17 protein-coding genes are annotated in these 19,057 nt (G+C 61.7%); 10 read left to right on the top strand and 7 right to left on the bottom strand.

All coding sequences use genetic code 11. The annotated features are described in order from the left end of the window. Positions 1–53: 53 nt before the first annotated feature. Positions 54–1,463, bottom strand: a complete 1,410-nt coding sequence (locus tag OPV09_RS22970; protein ID WP_425324008.1) for an FAD-binding oxidoreductase — start codon at positions 1,461–1,463, stop codon at positions 54–56. A 183-nt stretch (positions 1,464–1,646) separates the two neighbouring features. Between OPV09_RS22970 and OPV09_RS22965 the strand changes: the two genes are divergently transcribed. The 5 genes from OPV09_RS22965 to OPV09_RS22945 all read left to right on the top strand — a co-directional run bounded on the left by OPV09_RS22965 (position 1,647) and on the right by OPV09_RS22945 (position 6,946). Continuing rightward, positions 1,647–2,564 (top strand): ChaN family lipoprotein, encoded by a 918-nt coding sequence (locus OPV09_RS22965; RefSeq protein WP_338679463.1) that lies wholly within the window; start codon positions 1,647–1,649, stop codon positions 2,562–2,564. A gap of 141 nt (positions 2,565–2,705) precedes the next feature. After that, entirely contained in the window at positions 2,706–3,452 is a 747-nt protein-coding gene (exbB, locus tag OPV09_RS22960) for a tonB-system energizer ExbB (protein WP_338679462.1), read from the top strand. A gap of 3 nt (positions 3,453–3,455) precedes the next feature. Beyond that, positions 3,456–3,881 (top strand): TonB system transport protein ExbD, encoded by a 426-nt coding sequence (gene exbD / locus OPV09_RS22955; RefSeq protein ID WP_338679461.1) that lies wholly within the window; start codon positions 3,456–3,458, stop codon positions 3,879–3,881. Then, entirely contained in the window at positions 3,878–4,657 is a 780-nt protein-coding gene (locus OPV09_RS22950; protein WP_338679460.1) for a TonB family protein, read from the top strand. The genes exbD and OPV09_RS22950 overlap by 4 nt, the downstream gene beginning before the upstream one ends. 30 nt (positions 4,658–4,687) lie before the next feature. Continuing rightward, the gene (locus tag OPV09_RS22945; RefSeq protein WP_338679459.1) at positions 4,688–6,946 is read left to right on the top strand and encodes a TonB-dependent receptor domain-containing protein; all 2,259 of its coding nucleotides are present in this window, start codon (positions 4,688–4,690) and stop codon (positions 6,944–6,946) included. A 90-nt stretch (positions 6,947–7,036) separates the two neighbouring features. Here OPV09_RS22945 and OPV09_RS22940 read toward each other — a convergent pair whose 3' ends face one another. Beyond that, positions 7,037–7,444, bottom strand: a complete 408-nt coding sequence (locus tag OPV09_RS22940) for a PRC-barrel domain-containing protein (RefSeq protein ID WP_034750714.1) — start codon at positions 7,442–7,444, stop codon at positions 7,037–7,039. 246 nt (positions 7,445–7,690) lie between these two features. Between OPV09_RS22940 and OPV09_RS22935 the strand changes: the two genes are divergently transcribed. The 3 genes from OPV09_RS22935 to ftsB all read left to right on the top strand — a co-directional run bounded on the left by OPV09_RS22935 (position 7,691) and on the right by ftsB (position 11,153). Then, a complete protein-coding gene (locus OPV09_RS22935) occupies positions 7,691–9,343 on the top strand; it encodes a CTP synthase (RefSeq protein WP_034750711.1) in 1,653 nt (550 codons plus the stop codon). 141 nt (positions 9,344–9,484) lie between these two features. Next, positions 9,485–10,768 carry a phosphopyruvate hydratase gene (gene eno, locus OPV09_RS22930; RefSeq protein WP_034750709.1) on the top strand — a complete coding sequence of 428 codons (1,284 nt, stop codon included), beginning with the start codon at positions 9,485–9,487 and terminating at the stop codon, positions 10,766–10,768. Positions 10,769–10,829: 61 nt separating this feature from the next. Next, complete coding sequence (ftsB, locus tag OPV09_RS22925; protein ID WP_034750706.1) at positions 10,830–11,153, top strand: cell division protein FtsB; 324 nt, start codon at positions 10,830–10,832, stop codon at positions 11,151–11,153. A 230-nt stretch (positions 11,154–11,383) separates the two neighbouring features. Here ftsB and OPV09_RS22920 read toward each other — a convergent pair whose 3' ends face one another. The 5 genes from OPV09_RS22920 to OPV09_RS22900 all read right to left on the bottom strand — a co-directional run bounded on the left by OPV09_RS22920 (position 11,384) and on the right by OPV09_RS22900 (position 17,003). Then, positions 11,384–11,659, bottom strand: coding sequence for a hypothetical protein (locus OPV09_RS22920; RefSeq protein WP_072455257.1), 276 nt, complete (start codon positions 11,657–11,659; stop codon positions 11,384–11,386). A gap of 152 nt (positions 11,660–11,811) precedes the next feature. Further along, positions 11,812–12,942, bottom strand: coding sequence for a glycerophosphodiester phosphodiesterase (locus OPV09_RS22915; protein WP_338679458.1), 1,131 nt, complete (start codon positions 12,940–12,942; stop codon positions 11,812–11,814). Beyond that, the gene (locus tag OPV09_RS22910) at positions 12,942–15,353 is read right to left on the bottom strand and encodes a TonB-dependent receptor (RefSeq protein ID WP_338679457.1); all 2,412 of its coding nucleotides are present in this window, start codon (positions 15,351–15,353) and stop codon (positions 12,942–12,944) included. Before OPV09_RS22910 ends, OPV09_RS22915 begins: the two co-directional genes overlap by 1 nt. Positions 15,354–15,493: 140 nt before the next feature. Further along, the gene (hslO, locus tag OPV09_RS22905; RefSeq protein WP_230517402.1) at positions 15,494–16,474 is read right to left on the bottom strand and encodes an Hsp33 family molecular chaperone HslO; all 981 of its coding nucleotides are present in this window, start codon (positions 16,472–16,474) and stop codon (positions 15,494–15,496) included. 4 nt (positions 16,475–16,478) lie between these two features. After that, a complete protein-coding gene (locus tag OPV09_RS22900) occupies positions 16,479–17,003 on the bottom strand; it encodes a gamma carbonic anhydrase family protein (protein WP_338679456.1) in 525 nt (174 codons plus the stop codon). Between the two features lie 206 nt (positions 17,004–17,209). Between OPV09_RS22900 and OPV09_RS22895 the strand changes: the two genes are divergently transcribed. Further along, on the top strand, positions 17,210–18,085 hold the full coding sequence (locus OPV09_RS22895; RefSeq protein WP_338679455.1) for an alpha/beta hydrolase: 876 nt from the start codon (positions 17,210–17,212) through the stop codon (positions 18,083–18,085). A 90-nt stretch (positions 18,086–18,175) separates the two neighbouring features. After that, positions 18,176–19,009: a 3',5'-nucleoside bisphosphate phosphatase gene (locus OPV09_RS22890; protein WP_338679454.1), complete on the top strand. Its 834-nt coding sequence runs from the start codon at positions 18,176–18,178 to the stop codon at positions 19,007–19,009. Positions 19,010–19,057 lie beyond the last annotated feature (48 nt).

The following is a 19,057-nucleotide window of genomic DNA, read 5'->3' as shown; positions in this document are numbered from 1 at the left end:
GGGGCGTACCCTCAGGGTACGACCCCGGCATTTGCTTTTTGGGTTGGTATTGATTACCAGCGCACGATCTTCCCCGGGTTCATGATGTTCTTCGGATCGAGCGCATGTTTCAAGGCGCGCATGGTGTCGATGGCGCCTACACCATGTTCTTCCACGAGGAACGCCATCTTGTGCATGCCCACGCCGTGCTCGCCCGTGCACGTGCCATCCATGCCGATGGCGCGCGTGACCATGTCGCTGTTGACCTTTTCCGCGCGCGCGATGTCGGCCGGATCGTCCGGGTCGACCAGCATCTGCACGTGGAAATTGCCGTCGCCCACGTGGCCGATGATGGCGTAGACGAGGCCCTGTGCTTCGCAATCGGCCTTGGTGGCGAGGATGCATTCGGCCAGGCGCGAAATCGGCACGCAGCAATCGGTGGAAATGGCGCGGCTGCCGGGGCGCATCTGCAGCAGGGCGAAATACGCGTTGTGGCGCGCGGCCCATAGGCGCGAGCGGTCTTCGGGGCGGCTGGCCCATTCGAAATCGCTGGCGCCGTGTTCGGCCGTGATGGCTTGCACCAGCTGCGCCTGCTCGGCCACGCTGGCCGGCGTGCCGTGGAATTCAAACAGCAGCAGCGGCTTTTGCGGCAGCGCCATCTTGTCGTAGGCATTGATGGCTTTCACGCCATTTTCATCGAGAAACTCGACCCGCGCCACAGGAATACCCATCTGGATGGTCTGGATCACGGCGCTGACGGCTTCGCCCGTGCCGGGGAACGAACACACGGCCGCCGAGATCGCTTCCGGCAGCGGATACAGTTTCACGGTCACTTCCGTGATGATGCCCAACGTCCCTTCGCTGCCGACGAACAAGCGCGTCAGGTCGTAGCCGGCCGACGATTTTTTCGCCCTCGTTCCCGTCTTGATGATGCGGCCATCGGCCGTCACCACGGTCAGGGCCAGCACGTTTTCGCGCATGGTGCCGTAGCGTACGGCGTTCGTGCCCGAGGCGCGCGTGGCCGCCATGCCGCCCAGCGACGCATTGGCGCCCGGGTCGATGGGGAAGAACAGGCCCGTGTCGCGGATTTCTTCATTGAGCTGCTTGCGCGTCACGCCCGCCTGTACGGTGGCCGTCAAGTCTTCACCATGCACGGCGACCATCTGGTTCATTTGCGACAGATCAATCGTCACGCCGCCATGCAGGGCCAGCACGTGGCCTTCGAGCGAGGTGCCGCTGCCGTAGGCGATGATGGGCACGTCGTGCGCGCTGCACAGCTTGACGGCGGCCGCCACTTCCTCGGTGGAATGGGCGAAGATGACGGCGTCCGGCAGCATGGGGGGATAGCTCGACTCGTCGCGGCCATGGTGTTCGCGCACGGCTTGCGTCATGGAAAAGCGGTCGGCAAAGATCAGGGAAAGTACGGCAGCAAGAGAGTCTGGCAGCGGTTTTTTCAGTACCGCCAACTGGTCAGTTTGATTCACGCAAGTCCTCCGTTTTTTTTATTCTACCCCGCACCTGGAGATTTCACCGAAGCACCATTTTTGCCAGTTGTAAAAAATTCCGCATGATGCGCCGCGCAGTGGTTGTAAATGAGAATCATTTCTATTAAAATGCCCGCCAGTAGTTATTTTGCAATGCGTGCTTCAACCCGAAAGGCCATGCCCATGAGATTTCCCCTGTCCTTCGCCGCCGTCCTGCCCGCCTGCGTGCTGGCCCTGAGCGCCTGCGGCAGCGTCGCACCCGTCACCGGTGCCGGCGCCACCGCCGTTGCGCCTGCCGTTGCGCAAGACGTGCGCCAGCTGGGCGAGATCGTCGACCTGCGCAGCGGCAAGCGCGTGACTGCCGAGCAATTGCTGGCCCAGCTGGCCGCCGCGCCGCGTGTCATCGTGGGTGAGCAGCATGACCAGCTCAGCCATCACCAGATCGAGCAATGGCTGTTGCAGCAGTTGCAGGGCCAGCGTCCGCAAGGCAGCGTGCTGCTGGAAATGCTGAACCCGGATCAGCAAGCCAAGGTGGACAAGGTCAAGCCGTGGCTGCAGACGGACCCCGTCGTGCGCCCCGAACACGTGGCCGAACTGCTGGCCTGGCAGCCGAACTGGAAGTGGGCGCAATATGGCGACCTGGTGATGACCGTGATGCGCGCGCCGTATCCCGTCTGGTCGGCCAACCTGGACCGCAGCGAGATCAAGCAAATGTTTATCGACAAGCCAACTGTTCAAGGCAAGCATTCGAACCTGGCCAACGATGGCAAGGTGCATGCCAAGCTGAAAGACATCATCCGCGTCATGCACGACAACCAGATCGACGAACCGCGCCTGGCCGCCATGCTGTCGGTGCAGCAGCAGCGCGACCGCCGCATGGCCGAGCGCCTGCTGGCCGCGCCCGCACCGGCCGTGCTGATCGCCGGCGCCTATCATGCGCACAAGGACCTGGGCGTGCCGCTGCACGTGCAGGACTTGACGGGCGGCCCCGCGCCGCTGGTGCTGGTCCTGGCGCAGCAGGGCGCGGCAGTCCAGGCGCCGCAGGCCGATTTCGTCTGGTTCACGCCGGTTGTGGCGCCCGCCGTCGCCAGCGCCAAGTAAGCCGTAGCACCTCCGCCGGGCGTTCAGCCCGGCATTCTCCCCCAGCAAGCTTCTTCGCAGCAGCCAGGTAGTTCGTCCGATTTTTTTGCATGCGCGTGCGCGCCGTTGGCGCAGCCATGCCTGTTACCTGTTGAAGCTTCCATGCGTATCTCCTGTCTCAAAGCCGCTACCTGCGGCGTATTGCTGTCCCTGTTGCATGCCACCGCGCAAGCGTCCACCTTGCCGCACGATATGTCGCCGCTGGGCATGTTTTTCGCTGCCGACCAGGTCGTCAAAAGCGTGCTCATCGGCTTGCTCGTCGCCGCGCTGGCCACCTGGGTGGTCTTGCTGGTGAAGGGCGCCAGCTTGCTGCAGGCGCGGCGCACGGCAGCGCAAGCCGTCGCCGTGCTGAAGACGGCGACTTCTTTGCCGGACGCGGCGGCAAAGAGCCGGGCGTCCGTGCTGGTGCAACAGCTGCTCGACGACGTGCAGCAGGAATTGAATTTATCGCACGCCAGCGCGCCGGCGACGGCCCTGAAGGAGCGGGCTGGCTTTCGCCAGGAACAGTGGATTGCGCACAATATACGCAGCATGACGCAAGGCATCGGCCTGCTCGCCAGCATCGGTGCCGTGGCGCCGTTCGTCGGCCTGTTCGGCACCGTGTGGGGCATCATGAACAGTTTCATCGACATCGCCGTCAGCCAGAGCACGAATTTGGCCACTGTCGCACCCGGCATTGCGGAAGCCTTGCTGGCCACCGCCCTGGGCCTGGTGGCGGCGATTCCCGCCGTCGTCATCTATAACGTCTTGAGCCGGGGCATCAACCAGTACAAGGCGCAGCTGCGCGCCGCTTCCGCACAAGTGCTGCTGATGCTGAGCCGCGACCTCGACGCGCGCCAGCAGGCCTGAGCCATGGCTTCCCTGTTCCCTACGCCGGACGACGATACGGCCGACATGCCGGAATTGAGCGAGATCAATGTCACCCCCTTCATCGACGTGATGCTGGTGCTGTTGATCATTTTCATGGTGGTCTCGCCGCTGGCCACCGTCGACCTGAAAATCGACTTGCCGGCCGCCACGGCCAAGCCGGCACCGCGTCCCGACAAGCCCCTGTTCGTTTCCCTGAAAGCCGACCGCAGCCTGTACCTGGGCGAGGCACCCGTGGCGCGCGAGCAATTGGGCAGCCTGCTCGACGCGCAGACGGGCGGTGACCGCCAGCGCACCCTGTTTTTCCAGGCCGACAAACAAGCGGCGTATGAAGACGTGCTGGGCGTGATGGATGCCTTGCGCCAGGCCGGCTATCTGAAAGTGGGCCTGGTCGGCCGGGAGGGCGGGTGAATCCGCGTCCGATATTGAGCTGGGGCATCGCCACGTCGCTGGTGGTGGCCGCCGTGCTGGCGCTGCTGCTGTGGGCCGGGTGGCGGCCCGTCAGCGTCGCTCCCACGCAGCCGCCCGCCAGCGTGATGGTGGTATTTGCCGCGCAAGCGATGTCGCCGGAAACACGGCAAGCGGCAGCGGCAGGGGCGCGCCAGTCGGCGGCGTCCAGTGCCGCCCAACCCAAAAGGAGCACGGCCAGGCAAGAGGCGCTGCCCGTACTGGCGCGCGCCGCCGCGCCGGAGATTGTCGCTGCGGAAAAAGAGGCGAAGGCGGAAACCAGTCCGTCGACGGAGCCGGGCAAGGATGCCGCGAAGGAAGCGTCCGTGCCCGCGCAAGCCAGCAGCAGCGCCACGCCGGCGCCGGCCGCCGTGCGCGGTCCGCAGGCGGCGCCATTCGATAGCGATACGCCGTCGACCAATGCCGCGCCCGCCAGCTGGCAAAGCCGCGTGCTCGGCCATCTGGCCCATTTCAAGCGCTATCCGGGCGACGCGCGCCAGCGCAAGCGGGCCGGCGCCGCCTGGGTGCGTTTCCAGGTGGACCGCGACGGCAAGCTGCTGGCCAGCGAACTGGTCACCTCATCGGGCACGGTGCTGCTCGACCGCGAAGCGCTGCAAGTGCTGCAGCGCGCGCAACCGCTGCCGGCGCCGCCCGACAACGTCCTGCACCAGGGCACGGTGACAGTGACCTTGCCCGTGTCGTTCAAGCTCGACGCCGAGAGCGGCCACGGCACCAGCTGAATTTTCAATCACATAAGAAATCGAGGGTGTATGCATATCAAGACAATGACGCAGGCCGTGGGCATCTGCATGGCTTTGCTCGCGCAGCAGGGATGGGCGCAACAGGCACAAGAGAGTGGCAAGGTCGTGTTTTCACCGCTGAACGTATCGGGCGAGGCTGTGTCGGCGGAACAGCAGGCGCTGGAAAAACCGGGCGCCGTCAGTGCGCGCGGCGCCGATACGCGCTTGCAGCCGGTCGACCAGATACTGCGCGGCATGCCGGGCACGTTTACCCAGATCGATCCCGCGCAGGGCGCCGTCAGCGTCAATATCCGCGGTCTGTCCGGCTTTGGCCGGGTCAACACCATGGTCGATGGCGTGACGCAGAATTACTATGGCAGCGCACCGTCGGAAGTGGCGCATGGTAGCGTGCCCAGCAGCCAATTCGGCGCCCTGATCGACCCGAATTTCATCATCGGCGTGGACGTGTCGCGCGGTAATGTCGTCGGTGGCGACGGCGTCAATGCGCTGGGCGGCAGCGCCAACTTCCGCACCATCGGCGTCGATGACGTGGTGTTTACGGGCGAGAAGGTGGGCGCGCGCACGAAGATGTCCGCCGGTAACAATGGCGTGGGGCGCAGCGCCATGCTGGCCGTGGCCATGAAAAATCCCGCCTTCGATGGCGGCAGCGTCGGCTTCATGGCGGCCACGAGCGCGAGCGTGATCGGCAACAACTACAAGAATGGCAAGGGCACGGATAGCGAGGAATTCGGCTTCGGCTACAACCGTTTCTATCAACAAAAGCCGAAGTCGCAATTGCTCAAGCTGGACCTCAAACTGAGCGATTTCCATGCGCTGGAACTGTCGGCGCGCGATTACCGCAATACGTTCACGCGCCGCGATATCCGGAGCGATGACTACTATGTGAAATATCACTACACGCCGTTTTCGGAATTGATCGACCTGAATGTGACGGCCAGCAGCAGCCGCGGCAAGCAGAAGTACATGCCGGAAGCCTTGATCAATTTCGTCAACACGAGCACGGCCAACCGCGCCGATGCCTTTGACATCAACAACACGAGCAGTTTCAAGCTGGCGGGCGGCGATGCGCTGGTGACCGTGGGCGGCAAGCTGATGCGCAATCAATACAGCAAGCACGTGGAAAGCCTTGTCGACGATCCCGACAATCCGGATGCCAACCGGCAGTCGATTGAAAACAATACCTTTGGCCCGGCCGGCAAGCAAAAGATCGACAGCCTGTATGCGGGCCTGCAATACAACCGCGGCATCTATCAGGTCAATGCCGGGCTCAATTACACGCGTTTCGAATTGACGGGCTACAAGCCGGCCTGCGACGAGCGCGTGAAATGTTTCCCGCAAGGGGCGGCGCATATCGCGCTGAAGGAACACGGGATCAATCCTTCGCTGCTCGTTTCCGCGCAGGTCACGCCATGGTTCCAGCCGTTTGCCAGCGCCGAGCGCACCATGCGCGGGCCGAATCCGCAGGAAGTGTTTTTCTCGAATGACGGCGGGGCCTCGATGAACCCGTTTTTGAAGGGAGAAAAGGCGACGACCTATCAGCTGGGTTTCAACTCCAGCCTGCACGGTTTGCTGAGCGCCAACGATGCGCTGAACTTCAAGGCCTTGTATTTCAAGAGCAAGATCGACGGCTATATCACCAGCCAATCCTTCCTCGTCTGTGACAACGGGCGCAAGTGTAATATGTCGGAAGTGATCGCCACGGACTGGGAGACGGTCGACGAATACGTGACCAATATGTATATCTACATCAACTCGGCCACGCCCGTGCGTACGCGCGGCTGGGAACTGGAAGCGCAATACCAGCTGGGTCCGGCTTTTGCGCGGCTGTCGTACACGCGTGAAAAGACCAGCCAGCCCACCTCGATCGCCAGCGCGTGGTTTGGCGCTTCCGACATCAGCGAGCTGCCCAGCACCTACTACAACCTCGACGTGGGTACGCGCTTGCTGGACAATAAAATGGAAATCGGCGCCATCATCAAGCACACGGGATCGAACCGCCGCCTGTCGCCGGAGAACGAAGCCGATGAGGTGACGGGGGAAGTGACAAAGGTGGACAATCCGAAGATCCCGGCCGTGATCGATTTGTATGCGAGCTGGCAAGTGACGAAAAACCTGTTCCTGCGCCTGTCCGTGCAGAACGCCATGGACAAGAATTACTCGGAAGCGCTGAATCGGCTGAACTCGATGCCGTCGCAGTCGCAGGACAACACGCCGATGAGTACGGCGCGGGGCAGGACGTATGTGGCGGGGCTGGAGTACCGGTTCTAGTTTAAAGCTGGGGTCAGTTCCTTTGGAATCGGCATGCGGTCCATTGGGCCGCATGCCCCCGGCGGGTCTGACCCCAAATGAGGCCAGCTCTTAATACTCGCGCGGCGTCGTTCCATAATAACTGTGGATCGACGTCGCCCAGGCTTGGTCCGCCATGTTCGGCCAGTTATCGGTGTCGAAGCCGGGCGCGTTTTCGATGCGTTCCTTGTCGACGTTGAGGGTGAAGCGCTTGTTGACGGTGTCGAGCAGCAGCGCTTCCCACGGCACGGCGAACAGCTTTTCGCCGATGGTGAACACACCGCCGTGCGACATGACGGCGTAGGCGATTTTGCCGCTGCGCATGTCGATCATGATTTCCTTGATTTCGCCCAGATGTTCATCCTTGGCGTTGTGCACATGGTCGCCGATCAGGGTGTCTGCACCCATCAGTTCAGGGCCGGGACCTTTGTGGCCGCGGTTGACATACATGCCGTAGGCGTCGCGTTCTTCGTAGCTCATGATGGACCTCCTGTTGAAAATGCCAGTGTGCCGCCAGGGTGCGGCAGGGTCTGTTCGCTCTCCCACACAAAGTATGCAATTGGAAATATTTCAATTATTGCCAGCTTGCAATTTTGTTGTGCGTAGACAGCAGGAGGGGGAGGGATAGTCGGTATTTGGCGCAAATTTCCGCGCGCGGGAGGCGACGCAGGCGGGCTTTAGTGTATAATTTCAATTTCCCGCACGTGCCGTTCGGCACCATCTGCAATGACCAAATTTGTCTTCGTCACTGGTGGCGTTGTGTCTTCCCTTGGAAAAGGGATTGCCGCCGCCTCCCTCGCCGCGATCCTCGAATCGCGCGGCCTTAAAGTCACCATGCTCAAGCTCGACCCGTATATCAACGTCGATCCTGGCACGATGAGCCCTATGCAACACGGTGAAGTATTCGTCACCGATGACGGGGCCGAAACCGACCTCGACCTCGGTCACTACGAGCGCTTCATTTCCACCCGCATGAAAAAGGTGAATAACTTCACCACTGGCCAGATCTATGAATCGGTGATCCGCAAGGAACGCCGGGGCGAATATCTGGGCAAGACCGTGCAGGTGATTCCGCATATCACCAATGAAATCCAGGATTACATCCGCCGTGGCGCCGAAGGCTACGACGTGGCCCTGTGCGAAATCGGCGGCACCGTCGGCGATATCGAATCGTTGCCATTCCTGGAAGCGGCGCGTCAGCTGAGCCTGCGCGCCGGCCGCAAGAACACGGCCTTCGTCCACCTGACCCTGGTGCCTTACATCGCCTCGGCCGGTGAACTGAAGACCAAGCCGACCCAGCACTCGGTGCAAAAGCTGCGCGAAATCGGCATCTTGCCAAACGCGCTGCTGTGCCGCGCCGACCGCGCCATCCCGGAAGACGAGCGCGCGAAAATCTCGCTGTTCTCGAACATCGAGGAAGACGCCGTCATTTCCGTGTGGGACGTCGACACCATCTACAAAGTGCCGCAAATGCTGCACGACCAGGGCCTCGACAAGATCATCTGCGACGCGCTGGACCTCGATCCCGCACCGGCCGACCTGTCGATCTGGAGCAAGCTGATCTACACGATGGAACACCCGAAGGCGGAAGTGACCGTCGGCATGGTCGGTAAGTATGTCGAGCTGACCGAGTCGTACAAGTCGCTGATCGAAGCGCTGCGCCACGCCGGCATCCACACGGAAAGCCGCGTCAACATCGAGTACATCGATTCGGAAGAAATCGAAACGACCGGTTGCGACAACCTGGGCAAATACGATGCCATCCTGGTACCGGGCGGCTTCGGCAAGCGCGGCGTGGAAGGCAAGATCAAGGCGGCCCAGTTCGCCCGTGAAAACAAGATCCCTTACCTGGGCATCTGCCTGGGCATGCAAGTGGCCCTGATCGAATACGCGCGCAACAAGGCAGACATGCCGAACGCGAATTCGACCGAGTTCGACCTTGATACGGATCAACCTGTCGTTGCACTGATCAATGAGTGGCAAAACCACGATGGTAAAGTCGAGTTGCGCGATGAAAACTCGGACCTGGGTGGTACCATGCGCCTGGGCGCGCAGACCTGCGCCGTCAATCCGGGCACCCTCGCCGCCGAGATCTACGGCAGCGTGGTGACCGAGCGTCACCGTCATCGCTATGAAGCCAATAATCACTACCTGGCCCGTGTCGAAGCGGCTGGCCTGATCGTTTCGGCCCGTACGCCGAGCGAAGATTTGTGCGAAATCATGGAATTGCCACGCACGGGTGAAAATGCCCACCCATGGTATATGGGCGTGCAATACCATCCCGAGTTCAAGTCGACGCCACGCACCGGCCATCCGTTGTTTACCTCGTTCATCAAGGCAGCGCTGGCGCACAAAGAAGCCAACGCCGCTGCGGAATAACGCGGTCGATCACGACAGTATTACCCGTAAGACAGCTCCCGGCCTGATAGTCTCCGCCGGGAGTTTCTTTGCCCCCTTTGTGCAATTGCGCATCAGAACGCAGTGTGCAGCCCCCTGTTACGCTTAACTTTGGAGAATGACATGAGTGCTATTGTTGATATTATCGGTCGCGAAATCCTGGACTCGCGCGGTAACCCGACCGTCGAATGCGATGTGTTGCTGGAATCGGGCGTGATGGGCCGTGCGGCCGTACCGTCGGGTGCCTCGACCGGTTCGCGCGAAGCCGTGGAATTGCGCGATGGCGACGCCAAGCGCTACTTCGGCAAGGGCGTGTTGCAAGCATGCGAAAACATCAATACCGAAATCTCCGAAGCCATCATGGGCCTGGACGCCAATGAACAGGCTTTCCTCGACCGTACCCTGATCGACCTGGACGGCACGGAAAACAAATCGCGCCTGGGCGCCAACGCCATCCTGGCCGTCTCCATGGCTGTCGCCAAGGCTGCCGCCGAAGAAGCGGGCTTGCCGCTGTACCGCTATTTCGGCGGCTCGGGCGCCATGCAGATGCCAGTGCCGATGATGAACGTCATCAACGGCGGCGCACACGCCGACAACAACCTGGACATCCAGGAATTCATGATCATTCCCGTGGGCGCCCCGTCGTTCAAGGAAGCCGTCCGCTACGGCGCGGAAGTGTTCCACACGCTGAAAAAGATCCTGCACAAGAAGGGCCTGAACACCAACGTGGGCGACGAAGGCGGTTTCGCGCCATCCTTGGCCAACCATGAAGAAGCCATCAAGCTGATCATCCAGGCCATCGAAGAAGCAGGCTACGAGCCAGGCACGCAGATCGCCATCGGCCTCGATTGCGCCGCGTCCGAGTTCTACAAGAACGGCAAGTACGAAATGGAGGGCGAAGGCCTGAGCCTGACGGCCACCGAGTTCACCAACCTGCTGGCGACCTGGTGCGACAAGTACCCGATCATCTCGATCGAAGACGCGATGCACGAAGGCGACTGGGATGGCTGGGCGATCCTGACGGCGGAACTGGGCAAGAAAGTGCAACTGGTCGGCGACGACCTGTATGTCACCAACACCAAGATCCTGAAAGAAGGCATCTCGAAAGGCATCGCCAACTCGATCCTGATCAAGATCAACCAGATCGGCACCCTGACGGAAACCTTCGCCGCCATCGAAATGGCCAAGCGCGCCGGCTACACGGCCGTCATTTCGCACCGCTCGGGCGAAACGGAAGACTCGACCATCGCCGATATCGCCGTTGCCACGAACGCCCTGCAGATCAAGACCGGCTCGATGTCGCGTTCGGACCGCATGGCCAAGTACAACCAGCTGCTGCGTATCGAGGAAGACCTGGGCGACATCGCCAGCTACCCTGGCCGCGATGCGTTCTATAATCTGAAGTAAGCTGATGTAAAACCCACTGGCCGGCCGGAGATATCCGGCCGGTTTGTTAACCGACTACCCCATGCGCCTGATTACGCTCGCCCTGGCAGCCCTGCTGCTGCTGATCCAATTTCCCCTCTGGCTGGGTAAAGGCGGCTGGCTGCGCGTTGCCGACATGGAAGCCCAAGTGGCGGTGGCGAATAAAAAGAATGTGGAATTGAAGGCGCGAAACGCCAAGCTCGAATCCGAAGTGCGCGACCTGAAAGATGGTACGGGCGCCGTCGAGGAGCGTGCCCGCTATGAACTGGGCATGGTCAAACAGAATGAGATTTTCGTGCAGATCGTGCGCAAGGGACAAACCCCGCCACTGCAGGAAACGCCGGTGGACGCTGCCGCGCCGCACTGAGTACTTCCCACTTGCCAGCCTGGACCGATTGCCAGGCTGACATATCACAGCTTTATTGCTACCTGGTACTTCTTACTTTCTACTGCTATACACGACTGTCTTGCTGTTTGCTGATCAGAAACGGGCCTTGCCGGTCGAGATCAGGTAGAAATGGATGCCGGTAACAACGACGGCGACGGCGATCAGTGCGGTTTCGAGAATCATCATATAAAAATCCTTTCAGTATTGAGTTAGCCGCGCGAAGCGAGGAAGCGCAACTCAGAAGCCAGATTCGGCATCAGGTTTTCGTAACGTGCCGCTTCCGAGTTCAGCAGGGCGATGTCGCGCTTGCTTGGGCGCACATAGCGCTCTTCATTGGCGACGCTGCTGGCGATGACTTCCTTCTGTGCCAAGTCGCTGTACGGCTTGGAAGCGAGCAGGGCGCCCAGGAAGGCGCGCGTTGCACGGCCCAGGTTGCTGAAATAGTTGTCGTTGTCGTTGCTGTAGGTGTTGGTAAAAGTGGACATATGCCCTCCATGAATGGTCTGTTGTTGCATTGCACAATAATGGAGTTCGCGATATATGTCTAATTCCAAATTCCAATTTCAGAAATTCAAGAAACGAATAATAAGGGCGTAGCCGCCGGCCACGCCCTGAAAAAGAATTTGTTACGAAATGTTTATCCGGCGGCGATGCGCCCCAAACCCGGATCGTCGCTGAAAAAGCCGTCCAGCCCCGTCTCGATATAGCGCCGCATTTCCGCCACGGATCCCGCTTCGTTACGCGCATTCTCGCCATTGCCATCGCGGAAATCGGCCGCCAGGAAACGGTTTTCCGGACGGAAGGTCCACGTGTGCAGCAGCAAGCCCGCCTGGTGCGCATCGTCGACGATGGACGTAGGCTTGGCCAGGCGCTGGTCGGCGCCCAGTGGGATGATTGCTCGTGTGGGCGGCGCCACCACGTCCGCGTAGGCGGCGATGTCGCGCAGTCCGGCCGGCGTCGTCATCTGTCCGAACGTCAGCTTGCCGCCCGCCTTGGCCACGTCCGTCGGGCGGATATCGCCGCCCACCACCAGTTGCATCAGGCGCACGTTGGCGCGCCGTCCCAGCTTCTCGCGCAAGTATTTCAAATTTGCCACTTCGAAGGACTGGATTTCGATCGGTGCGCGCCGCGTGTACTCGTGCGCCAGCAGGGTTGAGAGGAAACGGTCTTCCAGCGCCAGGCCCGCATCGCGGAAGTAGGTCGAGCTTTTCAGCTCGGGCACGAGGCCGATGATGCGTCCGCTGGCGGCCGATTGCGCTGCAACAAAATCGATGATTTCTTCCCACGTGGGGATCTGGAATTGTCCATCGTACAAGGTGTTGCCGGTACGTACTTTCGGCAGCCGTTCGATGGCGCGCAGGGTTTTCAGTTCGGCCAGCGTAAAGTCGTCGACGAACCAGCCTTCATGCCATTCGCCGTCGACCATCTTCTTGCCGCGCCGGCTGGCGAACTCGGGACGGCGCGCCACGTCGGTGGTGTCGATCAGGTTGCTTTCGTGGCGCGCCACGAGGATGCCGTCGCGCGTGGCGACCAGGTCCGGCTCCACGTAGTCGGCGCCGTCGAGGATGGCCTTGGCGTACGACGCCAAGGTGTGCTCGGGACGCAGGGCGCTGGCGCCCCGGTGGGCGAACACGAGCGGACGGGCAGGTGGCGTGGCCAGCAGGCCGGCCGCAAAGCCGGGCGCGGCGGCCAGCGCCAGGCCGCCGGCGGCCACCCGGACGAAGCTGCGGCGCGAAAAATGCCGTTGCGGCAAGATTGGCGTAGGCATCAGAAGTCCGCCGTCAAGGTGAGGAAGCCCTGACGCGGGGCGATCGGGAAAGTGTTGTACGTCTTGTCGGCCGCGCCGACCACCACGTTCAGCGAGCCTTCGCGGTTGGCCAGGTTGCTGACGTTCAGGCGCCAGCGCGGGTTTTTCAGCCAGCTGGCCATGGCCGGCAGCTGGCCCGACACGCCCAGGCCCATCAGGAAATAGCTGGGCACGGACAAATCGTTGGTGTATGTCGCGTAGCGCTTGCCCACATAGTCTCCCGTCAGCTGTACTTCGATATCGCCAAACGTCGCGGAAGCCACGAACTTGTTCAGCCATTCCGGCGAGCCGGGTACGTTCTTGCCAGCAGTCAAGACCAGCGCGGCGCCATTGTTGTAATTATCCGCGTACTGCGAACGGTTGTACGACAGGGCATTGTAGAACGAAAAATTGTTGCCGAAGTGAACAGTGCCGGCGATATCGATGCCGTCCGTGCGCACGCTGCCCACGTTGGCCAGCACGGGGTTGCCGCCGATGATGGAGGAAATCACGGGGGTCGGGCTGATCTGCAGCAAGCGGTTGCTGAAGTCGACGTGGTAGACGTTGATTTGCCCATCGATGGAAGTGATGGCGCCCAGGTTCAATGGATGGCTGCCGCGCACGCCCACTTCATAGGTGAGGGCCGTTTCCGGTTTGGCGTCGCGCTTGAACAAATCAAAAGCGGCCTGGCTCGACAAGCTCCATGGCGAGGCGCCGCCACCGCCATAGGTGACGAACTGGCGCATGTTTTTCTGGATGTTGAAATACAGCTGGTCTTGCGGCGTGAAGTCCCAGCGCGCGCCCACTTGTGGCAGGAACCATTTTTTCGTGTTGATGGTGCCGACCGGCAAGGCCGTCGAACCGCCGGCGATGGCGCCCTTGGCCGGCTGCACGGGGAATTGGCCGTCGGCAAACTGCAGGCTGGACTTGAAGCCGGCTTGCAGGGCGATGTTGGGGCGGATGCGCCATTCATCCTGCAAGTGCAGCTGCACCACCTTGTTGTCGATCTCGCTGCCGTATTGCGTGATCAAGGGATTGCTCGGGCGGTCGTACGGCGACGTCGGGTTGTTGACGTCCAGCGCATACCAGCGGCGGTAGGCGGACGAGCGGTTCTGCTCCAGCCACAGGCCCGCTTCGAGCTGGTGATTGCCGATTTCCTTGCGAAGTGTGGAAAGGAAGCCGCCGCGCTTGATGTCGTATTCCGTCGTGCGCACGGCGTAGCCCGAGTTGCCGAAGACTTCTTTCAGGTTCTGCTTCGGATAGTACACGCTGAACAGGCCCGGCAAGCCGGCCACGCCGATGGGGCCGGCCACCACGCCCACGCCGTCATCCTTGTGGTAATACACCTGGTTCGACCACGTCATGCCTTCGGACAAGTTGGCGTCGAACTTGGCATACGCCAGGTAATCGGTGCGCTGCGCATCGCTGTAGTAATTGCGGTAATTGTTGCCGTCGGCGGCGGGCGTGGCGCCCGTTGGCGACAGGTAATTGAGGGCCGCCTTGAAGTCCGGATACAGGAAGGGGCGCGTGTACGGCGCGCTCGTCTCGCCGGCCACGTGCACGGTGCTGTCTTCGTTCGGCTCGATCTTGTCCGAGTAATTGAAGAACAGGGTCAGCTTGCCCGCATCGCTGCGGTTGACGTACTTGGCATTGAACTGGTCGCCGCCCTGGCGCGCATCGAAGTCCCAGGCGCGCGCCTCGTGGTGCAGGATGGAAAAGTAGGCGCTGCTGCCGTCGCCGAAGGCGCCCGTGTCGTAGCGGGCAAACGTGCGCGAGGTGCGGTGGCTGCCCACCGTTTGCTGCACGCTGGCGCCCTGCGTGGCCAGCGGGTCGCTGGAATAGGTTTCGATGGTGCCGCCCAGGTTGCTGGTCGAGGCCGTGGCCAGGTCGCCCGCACCCGACGACAGCACGACGCTGCGCACGTTTTCGCTGATGACGGCGCGCTGCGGCGACAGGCCGTTATAGTTGCCATACTGCTGGTCACCCAGCGGCACGCCATCCATGGTGTAGCCCAGTTGCTGGCCGGAAAAGCCATGCACGAACAGCGACAGGTTCTGTTCGTTGTTGCCCCACGGGTCGGCCGTTTGGAAACTGACCCCCGGCAAGGTTTGCAAGGCTTTCAGTGGATTCGTGCCGGGCAGGATTTTCTGGATTTCATTCTTGCTCAGGGCGACCGAGGAGCGCGTCTTGCGCGAGGAAATCTCCACGGTGGCCATAGTCGCGCCATCATCGGCGGCAGTGGCGGGCGCGGCCATCTCGGTCGTGGCCGAGGCCACGGCGGCAGCCACGGCCGTTTGCGCCAGGGCCGGCAAGGAGAGACCTGCGGCGCAAGCGCCCAGCAAAACATGGAAGGAATGGCGGCGCAGGGCCAGCGTCAAGTGGGTGGTCATCATCAGCCTGTGGAAAGTATTGGAAGTAATACAAGCTGCGCAGCGTAACGGCGGCGCGTGACGGGCTGATGACGAACTGATGACGGGAAGATGACAGCAGAAACAAAGGCGCCGCCTGAGAGGCGGCGCGAAGAATATTACAATTAGTTAATGCTGGCTGCGGGTGGAATGAGCACCTCTGCCGGCGCATCCGTAACGAACAGCTGCGCGCAATCGACCTTGTCGAACTCGTAGTGCTGGCCGCAGAAATCGCAGTTCACGCCCACTTGTCCCACTTCTTCCAGGGTGCTGTTGACTTCTTCCTCGCCCAGCATCTTGAGCATATTGCCCACTTTTTCGCGCGTGCAGCTGCAATGGAAGCTCGGGTGCAGCGGGTCGAAGACGCGGATCGTTTCTTCCCAGAACAAACGCTGCATCAGGGTATCGATGTCCGTCGACAGGATTTCCGCTTCTTTCAGGGTCGACGCCAGCATCACGGCGCGGTTCCACGTGTCGAGCGCGTCTTCTTCCGACACGGGCGTCGCTTCGGCCTTGCCGCCATGGTGGGGCAGCTTTTGCAGCAGCAGGCCGCGCGAGACGGTGTCGTCCGTGGCCAGCCACAGACGCGTGTCGAGCTGTTCCGAGCGCAACATGTAGTTTTCGATCACGGTCGCCATGTCGTCGCCGTCCAGCGGCACGATGCCCTGGTACGGTTGCTGGCCCGGTACCTTGTCGGCCGGGTCCAGGGTAATGATGAAGCGGCCCTTGCCCGTGGCGTTGAGCAATTGCGGCACGGTGGCCACGTCGGCGATGATGGCGTCCGGGTCGAGCTTGGCCGTGGCGCGCAGGCGCAGGTCGGAATCGCACTCGACCACCATCAGGCGCACGGGACCGTCACCGTGGATCTGCATGATGATGGAGCCGTTGAATTTCAGGTTGGCCGACAGCAGGGCGGCGGCTGCCACCATTTCGCCCAGCACTTTTTTCACGGCCGTTGGATAGGCGTGGCGCGACACCACTTCCTGCCAGGTGTGGGACACGTCGATGAACTGGCCGCGCACGGCGGCGTTGTCGAAAATAAATTTTTGCAGGGTATCCTGGCCGGTAGCGGCTGCGCTGACGGCGCCCGTGATTTCAGTCGTCATTCTTTTATCCAATCTTCTTGAGTTGCGTATTAAACAGCTGGCCGCGCTGCACATAGTTCACGGCGTTGCCTTGTAGCCTGGTGATATCGTCTGCCGTCAGGGCCCGCACGGCTTTCGCCGGTGAGCCGATGATCAGCATATTGTCGGGAAAATCCTTGCCTTCCGTGACCAGGGCGCCCGCGCCGACCAGGCAATTCTTGCCGATCTTCGCGCCATTCAGGATCACGGCCTGGATGCCGATCAGGGCGCCATCGCCGATCGTGCAGCCATGCAACATTGCCTGGTGGCCGATGGTCACGTTCTGGCCGATGTCGAGCGGGTAGCCCGGGTCCGTGTGCAGCACGGCGCCTTCCTGCACGTTGCTATTGACGCCCACGGTGATGCGTTCGTTGTCGCCGCGAATCGTGGCGCCAAACCATACGGACGTATTCGCTTCCAGGGTCACCTTGCCGATCACGTTGGCCGTGTCGGCAACAAAAGCGGAAGCATCAATCTGCGGCGCATCGGCGCCCAATTGGTAGAGTGTCATCGTTAGCCTGTGGCGGTGGTGGAAGCGCCGGGCGCGGCCGGACGCGGAAGTTTTGCGCTATTTTACGCTGTTGCAGGGCAAGTCCGAGCGCCGACCGTCAATCCGGTATAATTATCGAACGGTCGTACTTTTATGGCCGTACTATCTACAGACACAGCATGTGGCGCCATCTGCGCCACTTTCAAGGCAGGCATGCGATGAAACCCATGAAACTTTCCCGTTCCGAATTCATCAACATCCGCGGCGCCCGCACGCACGTGCGCCACTGGGGCCGTGTAGGGGCGCCCATCCTGTTCATGGTGCACGGCTGGATGGACGTGGCCGCCTCGTTCCAGTTTGTCGTCGACGAGCTGGCCGGCGACTGGCACGTGATCGCGCCCGACTGGCGCGGCTTTGGCCTCAGCGACTACACGCAATCGGACACCTACTGGTTCCCCGACTACCTGGCCGACCTGGACGCCATGCTGCTGCATTACTCGCCGGACGCACCCGTCAATCTGCTGGGCCACAGCATGGGCGCCAACGTGGCCGGCCTGTACGCGGGCGTGCGGCCCGAGCGCATCAGCCGCTTCATCAACCTGGAAGGCTTCGGCATGATGGCAACAAAACCGGAGCAGGCGCCGGGCCGCTACGCCAAGTGGCTCGATGAATTGCGCGAGCCGCCCGCCATGCGCAGCTATCCCACGCAAAAGGCCGTGGCCGAACGCCTGCAAAAGACCAACCCGCGCCTGCCGGACGAGCGCGCGGCGTTTCTGGCCGAGCACTGGTCGGCGCAGAACGAGGCGGGCGAGTGGGACATCATGGGCGACCCGCAGCACAAGCGGGTCAATCCCATCCTGTACCAGGTGGAGGAAGTGATGGCGTGCTGGCGCCGCATCACGGCGCCCGTGCTGTGGGTGGAGGCCGATGACACGAATATGTGGCAATGGATGGGGCCCAAGGAACAGGCACGCATCGAGATCGACCGGCGCTTGGCCTGCATCAAGGATGTGCGCTGCGAGATGATGCGCGATGCGGGCCACATGCTGCATCATGACCAGCCGGCGGCACTGGCGCGGCTCGTGGAAGCCTTTTTGGCCTGATGTGTGACGGGAACGCCGCAGCGCGATTTGACAAGCAGCGTACAATGAAAACTTCTTCCATGCTGAGCCCGTGCAGGGTATTGTTTTCACATGCTTAAAGTCGACCTGCATTGTCATTCGAATATCTCCGACGGCGTGCTCGCGCCCGCCGCCGTGGCTGCGTACGCACGCAAGGCCGGCGTCGATGTGTGGGCGCTGACGGACCACGATGAGGTGTCGGGCGTGGCCGCCGCGCGCACGGCCGCGCTGGACCTGGGCATGCGTTTCGTGGCCGGCGTGGAAATTTCCATTACGTGGGCCGGCGAAACCGTGCACATTGTTGGCTTGAAAGTCGATGAAAACAATCCCGGTCTTGTGCAGGGCTTGCACCAGACGCGCTCTGGGCGCGACGCGCGCGGCCGCGAGATCGCCCGCCAGCTGGACCTGGCCGGCATCCCCGATGCCTATGAAGGGGCCTTGAAATTCGTCGGCAACCCGGACCTGATGTCGCGCACGCACTTTGCCCGCTACATCGTGGAAATGGGGAAATGCGCGAACATTCCCGACGTGTTCAAGAAATACCTGTCGGAAGGCAAGCCTGGCTACGTCGAGCACCGCTGGGCCACCCTGGCCGAAGCGGTGGGCTGGATACGCGGCGCGGGCGGCGTGGCCGTCATCGCGCACCCGGGCCGCTACCGCTTCAGCGACATGGCGCAAGGCGTGCTGTTCGATGAATTCAAGCAACTCGGCGGCGTGGCCATCGAAGTCGTCACGGGCAGCCATAGCCCGGACCAGTATCCCGAATACGCGCAGCTGGCCAACGCCTACGGCTTCCTCGCTTCGCGCGGCACGGATTTCCATGCGCCGGGCGAATCGCGCGTGGATTTTGCCAAGTTGCCGCCTTTACCTGCCAACGTGACCCCGATCTGGCACGACTGGTTCTAGGGCGCGGCTGGCCTGCGCGGGCTTGAAAAGTCGCGACTGCACACTTAT

The sequence above is a fragment of the Janthinobacterium sp. TB1-E2 genome (assembly GCF_036885605.1).
Taxonomy (GTDB): domain Bacteria; phylum Pseudomonadota; class Gammaproteobacteria; order Burkholderiales; family Burkholderiaceae_D; genus Janthinobacterium; species Janthinobacterium aestuarii.
Note: the sequence above shows the minus strand (reverse complement) of the source record. Positions and strands in the feature narration are given on the sequence as shown.

Bases quoted from the DNA above. Each gene is read 5' to 3' on its own strand.
- exbB (WP_338679462.1), top strand. From the start codon at position 2,706: ATGCGTATCTCCTGTCTCAAAGCCGCTACCTGCGGCGTATTGCTGTCC.
- exbD (WP_338679461.1), top strand. From the start codon at position 3,456: ATGGCTTCCCTGTTCCCTACGCCGGACGACGATACGGCCGACATGCCG.
- OPV09_RS22895 (WP_338679455.1), top strand. From the start codon at position 17,210: ATGAAACTTTCCCGTTCCGAATTCATCAACATCCGCGGCGCCCGCACG.
- OPV09_RS22900 (WP_338679456.1), bottom strand. From the start codon at position 17,003: ATGACACTCTACCAATTGGGCGCCGATGCGCCGCAGATTGATGCTTCC.
- OPV09_RS22940 (WP_034750714.1), bottom strand. From the start codon at position 7,444: ATGAGCTACGAAGAACGCGACGCCTACGGCATGTATGTCAACCGCGGC.
- ftsB (WP_034750706.1), top strand. From the start codon at position 10,830: ATGCGCCTGATTACGCTCGCCCTGGCAGCCCTGCTGCTGCTGATCCAA.
- eno (WP_034750709.1), top strand. From the start codon at position 9,485: ATGAGTGCTATTGTTGATATTATCGGTCGCGAAATCCTGGACTCGCGC.
- OPV09_RS22965 (WP_338679463.1), top strand. From the start codon at position 1,647: ATGAGATTTCCCCTGTCCTTCGCCGCCGTCCTGCCCGCCTGCGTGCTG.
- OPV09_RS22920 (WP_072455257.1), bottom strand. From the start codon at position 11,659: ATGTCCACTTTTACCAACACCTACAGCAACGACAACGACAACTATTTC.
- OPV09_RS22915 (WP_338679458.1), bottom strand. From the start codon at position 12,942: ATGCCTACGCCAATCTTGCCGCAACGGCATTTTTCGCGCCGCAGCTTC.
- OPV09_RS22945 (WP_338679459.1), top strand. From the start codon at position 4,688: ATGCATATCAAGACAATGACGCAGGCCGTGGGCATCTGCATGGCTTTG.
- OPV09_RS22910 (WP_338679457.1), bottom strand. From the start codon at position 15,353: ATGATGACCACCCACTTGACGCTGGCCCTGCGCCGCCATTCCTTCCAT.
- OPV09_RS22935 (WP_034750711.1), top strand. From the start codon at position 7,691: ATGACCAAATTTGTCTTCGTCACTGGTGGCGTTGTGTCTTCCCTTGGA.
- hslO (WP_230517402.1), bottom strand. From the start codon at position 16,474: ATGACGACTGAAATCACGGGCGCCGTCAGCGCAGCCGCTACCGGCCAG.
- OPV09_RS22890 (WP_338679454.1), top strand. From the start codon at position 18,176: ATGCTTAAAGTCGACCTGCATTGTCATTCGAATATCTCCGACGGCGTG.